6 protein-coding genes are annotated in these 6,000 nt (G+C 60.9%); 2 read left to right on the top strand and 4 right to left on the bottom strand.

Annotation, left to right across the window (positions count from 1 at the left end; all coding sequences use genetic code 11):
• Positions 1-881: 881 nt before the first annotated feature.
• Together HNP02_RS31895 and HNP02_RS31890 are read right to left on the bottom strand one after the other, a co-directional pair.
• Complete coding sequence (locus tag HNP02_RS31895; RefSeq protein WP_184444650.1) at positions 882-1,193, bottom strand: DUF3303 domain-containing protein; 312 nt, start codon at positions 1,191-1,193, stop codon at positions 882-884.
• A 158-nt stretch (positions 1,194-1,351) separates the two neighbouring features.
• Positions 1,352-1,654: a hypothetical protein gene (locus tag HNP02_RS31890; protein ID WP_184444649.1), complete on the bottom strand. Its 303-nt coding sequence runs from the start codon at positions 1,652-1,654 to the stop codon at positions 1,352-1,354.
• Positions 1,655-1,849: 195 nt separating this feature from the next.
• Between HNP02_RS31890 and HNP02_RS31885 the strand changes: the two genes are divergently transcribed.
• Together HNP02_RS31885 and HNP02_RS31880 are read left to right on the top strand one after the other, a co-directional pair.
• The gene (locus tag HNP02_RS31885) at positions 1,850-2,947 is read left to right on the top strand and encodes a helix-turn-helix transcriptional regulator (RefSeq protein ID WP_184444648.1); all 1,098 of its coding nucleotides are present in this window, start codon (positions 1,850-1,852) and stop codon (positions 2,945-2,947) included.
• Between the two features lie 757 nt (positions 2,948-3,704).
• Positions 3,705-4,346, top strand: coding sequence for a hypothetical protein (locus tag HNP02_RS31880; RefSeq protein WP_184444647.1), 642 nt, complete (start codon positions 3,705-3,707; stop codon positions 4,344-4,346).
• A gap of 450 nt (positions 4,347-4,796) precedes the next feature.
• Here HNP02_RS31880 and HNP02_RS31875 read toward each other — a convergent pair whose 3' ends face one another.
• Together HNP02_RS31875 and HNP02_RS31870 are read right to left on the bottom strand one after the other, a co-directional pair.
• The gene (locus HNP02_RS31875) at positions 4,797-5,060 is read right to left on the bottom strand and encodes a hypothetical protein (protein WP_184444646.1); all 264 of its coding nucleotides are present in this window, start codon (positions 5,058-5,060) and stop codon (positions 4,797-4,799) included.
• Between the two features lie 392 nt (positions 5,061-5,452).
• Positions 5,453-5,938, bottom strand: coding sequence for a hypothetical protein (locus HNP02_RS31870; protein WP_184444645.1), 486 nt, complete (start codon positions 5,936-5,938; stop codon positions 5,453-5,455).
• Between the last annotated feature and the right edge of the window lie 62 nt (positions 5,939-6,000).

Genomic DNA, 6,000 nt, shown 5'->3' with positions numbered 1-6,000 from the left:
GCCACCACCGGCACCCGCCAACCGATACACTGACCGCTGCTCACAGGTGGGGAATTCCGATAAGCACACCTGGGGATCTTCGATGAGCGCCGTCACCGTTCCCGCAGGTCAGACCACTTTCTGGACATGTGCGCAAGGTTCGAGTTTCTTCCTATTGCCTCCACTTTTTTGGATACCTAATATGTCGTGATCGAACCCGCTCGAATGGGCTCGCGGCGTTTATCGGTGGGTCTGCGTCTGGTTCGTCGGCCTGGTGAGGCTGGCAGTAACCGTAAGGAACCGGCGCTTGGCTTTGAGCATGGTGTTTCTCCTTGAGCCGTGGCACGGCGTGGACACATCGGCTACTGCCGTGTCGAAATCACGGCGTGGTGGTCTGCGCAGGGATCGCGCTTGCTCAAAGCGAACTGAGTGAGTGCAGGCGCGCGGCCAGGATGTCGCCTCAGCGTCATGGATAACGGCGGTTATCCATGAAAGTCCGCCGTTTTCATCTGATGAACCACGGGTACGGCGTCGCAGGCCGTTGCTAGGCGCCCTGCTTTGGTGATGAAAACTTTTTGTTGATTTGGGGATTTTGTCGGCGACGCCTGAAAGATGACCCCGTGTCGACGGTCGAAAAGGGGTCAAAATTCGGCCGTCGTTGACAGATTTGGGCCCACGCGCAGTAGGTGTCAGGGCGTTCCTCATCGCCTGGTGCCGACACGCCGGGGCAAGTCGCGTCGAATGTGGCGCGACGTCGCAGAGCTTCTCGGCTATAGCGACAACGTCGTCCAACGGCACGCCGAGATCGCAGCACAACCGTGGGCAAGCTGCGTCACGTCGAGGCGGCCGCCGCAAGTGCTTGCTGCCTCTGTACACCAGGAGCGAGATCGTTGACCAGACGCTCAGCTGATTGACTCCCTGAACTCCACACCGTCCTGCGCCGCCTGCACCCAGTCGGCGATGTCCACGACCGGGTAAAGCTGGAATTCGTTGAGGGGACCGAACTTGCCGGTGCCGTCGAGCAGGTCCGCGGGACTGTCGGTCTCCACGACGGCGAACCCTCCAGTCCCATCAACTCGGGCGACGAATTGGTGAAACGTCGTGCCGGCCGGTTGCTGCCACTTTGAAAACAGTTCCAAACCGCGCCGGGTGGCCGCTTCATTCTCCTCTGCGGAGCCGCTGAGCCGAGGCGTCCAGGTCATGACGTACTTCATGTCTTTCCTCCTAGGATTTGAGCCGCGCGTCTGACCGCGGTGTGCGGTGTGTGCGGTTCTTGTTCACATCGAAAACAATCGACCGGGACGACGTTGCTCAAGGCGACAGCGTGGCGTTTGTCGTTTGCGGGTTTCTTGCACGCGTGTGGCGTGTGCCGTCATAGGTGGTCCATCTCGCGGGCCATTCGCGCCGCCTCGAAATAGTTGGGATCACGCCGCGGATAGTGCGGTCGTGGCTCAGGCAGCGCGATGTGGATGCGGCCGATTGCGGCGATCAACGTTGTGCCCAGCCGGCGATGGCGGGTCGTTGCGGGCGGCACCGATATCGCCGCGGCCGTTGCGAATGCAACTTCCTGTTCTGTGACGAGAACCCGTGTCGGGCCGTATTGCGTGGAGTCGACCGCCGACGGAGCTGACCGGACGTCCGGTGTCGCGGTAGATGCCGGTAGTAACTGCGACATGTGCGGATGCCTCCTCCCGATGATTGGTGGCTCCTACCGGAGTCACAGCTTCGCTATGTACAGCAAGAGAAGCACCAGGAGACGCCCAATCCCTCATCCAAATGCATGAGATCCAGCTACTCTTCATAAGAGATCCATAGCCAGGATGGGGCTGACGACGGTGGCAGTGTCAGTGGGGGTATCGGGGACCGGACGATGGTCACGGTCGAGGATTTCTCGCGCCTAGTATCTGGCATCTACGCTGCCGCGGTCACTCCCCAGCACTGGCGAATGGCCGTCGGCGACATTCACCGCACGCTCGGTGGCACACACGGCGGGCTTTTTTCGGACCATGGAACATCGTCCGTTCAGAACGCCGTTCCGGTGGAAGCCGCCCAAAGCTACGCCGAGCACTACCACCGCTTGGATCGCGTGCTCGCGGCCGTTGAGCGCAGTCCGGTAGGTGCAGTGCGGACCGGGTCGGAGTTGATGCCCCTCGTGCGGAAGTCAGAGTTCTATCAAGACTGGCTGCGGCCCCTCGACATCGACGACGGGTTATTCATCCGGCTTACCGACGAGTCGAGATCTACCTGCCTCATCGTTGCGGCGCCGGGACGGACGGAGTCGTTCGACACGCTGGAACGTGTGAAGCTGGTGAGCGGCTTGGTCCCACACTTGCAGCAGGCGCTGCGCACGCAGGACAAACTAGCGGCGCTGGCCGACAGCGCCGTTGAGCTGGCCGGGGCGCTAGAGGTCGTCCGGCACGGAGTAATCATCGTCGCAGGCGAACACCTGGTGATAAACCTGAATTCAGCCGCCGAACGGATCGTTCGTGCCGAAGACGGCCTTTGCATGCGGTCAGGACGGATCGCCACAACAAGCACGCGCGCCGAACAAGAGCTCCATTACGCAATACAGAAAGCCCTCACCGGCGAACCGTCCACCGTTCGCACGGGCCGGTCGCTCACCTGCTCTCGGCCCTCGGGTAAGCGCCCCTTCGTGATTCACGTGCTGCCCTCCCACCACCGTAACGCCGATGAGCCACTCAGGCAGCCAATGGCATTGGTGCTGATCATTGATCCAGACGACGAACCCGAACCCACCGTAGCTCTGTTGCGGCGGCTCTACCGCCTCACTCAAGCCGAAGCCGAGGTTGCGCTGCACGTGATGCATGGCGCGGATCTGAAACAAATCTCGGAGGAATTGTCGATCTCGTACACAACGGTTCGCACCCATCTGCAACACGTCTTCGACAAGACCGACACCCACCGCCAAGCCGAGCTCGTCCGTCTCTTACTCGTGCTAAGCCCGTGACGACACCCGCCAGCAAACTTGCGTAGTGCTACCGATCGACAACGGGAACCGCCAGAGCTTGCCCTATCTTGGCGCGTCCCGTCCTTCCCCTACAGGGTCCGCGGAAGGTTCAATGGGAACGAGCGAATACGGCGAGATCGAATACGGAGGGTTACCGGTATTGCCTTCGGTCGCCGAGTCGATTCACTGTCTCGACCCGGTCAGACGCTGTATCCGATCGACGGTGTCCGGGTTCGAGAGTTGTCCCCTTAGCTCCACTTTTGAACAGGCAGTTTGCAGGTTTTTTCGGTCTTGCTGGCTCGTCGGAATCCGGTTTGACGACAGTTGTCGTTCGAACACGGGCTCCACACTCGAACACGCGGAGATCGACGACATTAGGTGTTGTTCGGACTCGCTCCTCAGATCACGACGATTTGTCGCCTGGCGCTTAGCTGCCAGACCGGCTCGCGGCAGTGATTGGCACGACAGAGGTTCTTGTCGTCCTCGTCCGCCACACCGCGATTCATCGTCGGCAGGGCACAAAGTCCTCGGCCATCGCCGGGGGGCTTCGCATCGATTGAACCGGGCCTCAAGTCCCTGAGACCGCTGGACTCCGGCTGGTCTCGGTGACCGCGATCGTGCAGCTTGTCGCCGAACTTGGTGGGCTGCAGGCCCTCAAAGATCAATTCGTGAAAATGTGTCGCCTTTTACGGGGCTCGGCGCTCCTACGTGTGTCAGGGGCCCAACCAGGACCCCGATCACATCGAAGGAGCACATCATGATCACCAATATCAACCCCCGGCCGCCGACTGACAGAATCCCGTCGGCGTCCGCGGCGGAACCGACGTCTGCGCGTAAGCACAGGCGACGACTCGCCGTCGTCGGCGTTTCAGCGATGGCCGTCATGGCCGCCATGGCCGCCATGGCCGTGAGCCTGTCCGGTGTGGCCTGGGCGTCCACACCAACGAAGACCAACTGCACTTTCAAGACCGCCGATGGGCACTATGTGACGGCAGTCAATAGCGGCGGGCTGACGGGACTCGGCCAACCGCCGTTCGACGTAATCCACACGGATGCAGTGCGGGTCGGGTCATGGGAGACCTTTACGCTCGTAGACTCCGGTGACGGAACCCATTACGGTATCCAAGCCTTTGATGGGCATTACCTCACTGCCGTCGGCGGCGGCGGACGGATCACCGACGTCATCCACTCCGACGCCACGCAGTTGCAGGGTTGGGAGAAGTTCACCGTCACGAAGGTTCCATCGGCTCCGGGCGGCCAGGACGTGTATTCGATCGGCACCATCGACGGGCACTTCCTCACCGCCGTCGGCGGTGGCGGACGGACCACTGACACCATCCATTCCGATGCGACGGTGGCCAACGGCTGGGAGAAGTTCCACATCCACTGCGCAAACTGAGCGCACGCCGCGATATCAAGAGGCAGGTCGTTGCGGCCACAGGCCTGGCCAGGCATTGATCCTGGTCTTGCCTGTGGCCTCTCGATCGGTGCAACGCGGTCATCCTTGGCGGGTTGTAGCGCAGGAGCGCCGACTCGGATGTCTCTCGGCCTCAGGCAGCGTCGCTAGCTCTACCTCGAGGGTCGGGAGTAGGACGAGATAGTGCTTATCTTCAACGAATTCGAGGCACCTTTGCGTTCAGCGAGCGCGATCAGGTGCGCCAGAACGTGACTCGACGACTATTCGGCGGATATGTCCAAGAAGCGGCAGGAATTATCCGGAACAGCTGGCATCGCACTCCAGCTAAAATCGTTGCGCCGCAGCATTTAACGCGTATTTGCCGGAATGTTCAAGAACCGCCGATCGGCAATCCGTTGGTCGCGGGTTCGGGCCCCGCCCGCCCCACAAGGGTCAATCGCCCGCGTCGTTGACGTGGATCTCGAACATCATACGCGCGATCTTTAATCGGTCCTTAAAACGCATGGTGTAGAAGCGTTCTCGATAACGAAGACCTTGGTGGAAAATGCCCGCGACGTTCAGCGTGGCGGCCTCTAACGGTTGCGCATTGTTCACGCCCGGCGAAATCCAGCCATCTACTAATACCCATCCATGGCCCTCGGCGGCGCGGATATGTTCCGTGATTCGGAAGAGCGGATCGAGAGAGTGACCGAACATTGTGTACTGCCATCGCCCCGGTCCCTGAAAGTCGAGTACGTATATGTGATCCGATCCCGGGTCCGCCTCGGCGCGCCCGCCTATCCCGGCGTCCGCGTCTTGAGAGATGTAGCGCTGAGGCCATCCCGAATCACTAGGGACAGGACCGCGCGTTGAGGGCCCTTTCGCGCGTCGTCGTCAGCAGAGCGAGGCTTAGTAGGCCCGGTCACATTGAGCATCCTGTGTCCTATCGCTGGCGATCCTCGCGCCATTTAGTCGTGATGTCAGGTCCTTGTGCGTCGAGGGGCGGCGGGTAAAGCGCAGCCGAAATCGCCCTCCTCTCGATGGCTCCGACCGACCCTTGGCCAACGACGTCGAAGGCGGGTGGACTCTGACACGCCTACGAAATGACGTTACGACAAACCCAGATCGATGCCATTCCGCAGATCATCCATCGAAAAGGCCACTTTGGCGTCGCCGATATCCACGGTGTATTGGCCTTCGCCGGGCTCTGTCACCGGTGCCGAAAACTTGTAATGGCAAGAGGCCCGCCATGATTCGGAAGGTCTACCGTGTGTGGTTCCCTGTATGAGCTCACCGGTGGACAAGTCGCCGCCTCCGACGGCGCGTCCGTCGAGGCTGATGACTACCGGAACTCCTTGCCTGACATCGATGCCTGCCTGAACCGAGTTGGCAATGCAGCGCTTGGTACGGGGGCTATTCACATCGTCGCCGGAGATTGCCACCGAGACCTGGCCGTAAGCCAGGAAGCCGGCTCGCCATCCGTCTGAACCTCTGTGTTTTGACGCGACGAGCGTGGCGGCCGTAGCAGCAACCGCTACCAGCAGGAAACCAATCAGTATTGAAATCCAAACGCCGGATCGGCTGAGTCGAACCATCGGGATTCCTCCGAGGAGACGATGAAAGCCCACAGCGGCCGTGCCCAGCGAGAAGCGGCTTC

It is taken from the genome of Mycobacterium sp. AZCC_0083, from assembly GCF_014202335.1.
GTDB lineage: Bacteria > Actinomycetota > Actinomycetes > Mycobacteriales > Mycobacteriaceae > Mycobacterium.
Note: the sequence above shows the minus strand (reverse complement) of the source record. Positions and strands in the feature narration are given on the sequence as shown.

Coding starts and splice junctions, on each gene's coding strand:
- HNP02_RS31885 (WP_184444648.1), top strand. CDS start 1,850: ATGGTCACGGTCGAGGATTTCTCGCGCCTAGTATCTGGCATCTACGCT.
- HNP02_RS31875 (WP_184444646.1), bottom strand. CDS start 5,060: ATGTTCGGTCACTCTCTCGATCCGCTCTTCCGAATCACGGAACATATC.
- HNP02_RS31895 (WP_184444650.1), bottom strand. CDS start 1,193: ATGAAGTACGTCATGACCTGGACGCCTCGGCTCAGCGGCTCCGCAGAG.
- HNP02_RS31890 (WP_184444649.1), bottom strand. CDS start 1,654: ATGTCGCAGTTACTACCGGCATCTACCGCGACACCGGACGTCCGGTCA.
- HNP02_RS31880 (WP_184444647.1), top strand. CDS start 3,705: ATGATCACCAATATCAACCCCCGGCCGCCGACTGACAGAATCCCGTCG.
- HNP02_RS31870 (WP_184444645.1), bottom strand. CDS start 5,938: ATGGTTCGACTCAGCCGATCCGGCGTTTGGATTTCAATACTGATTGGT.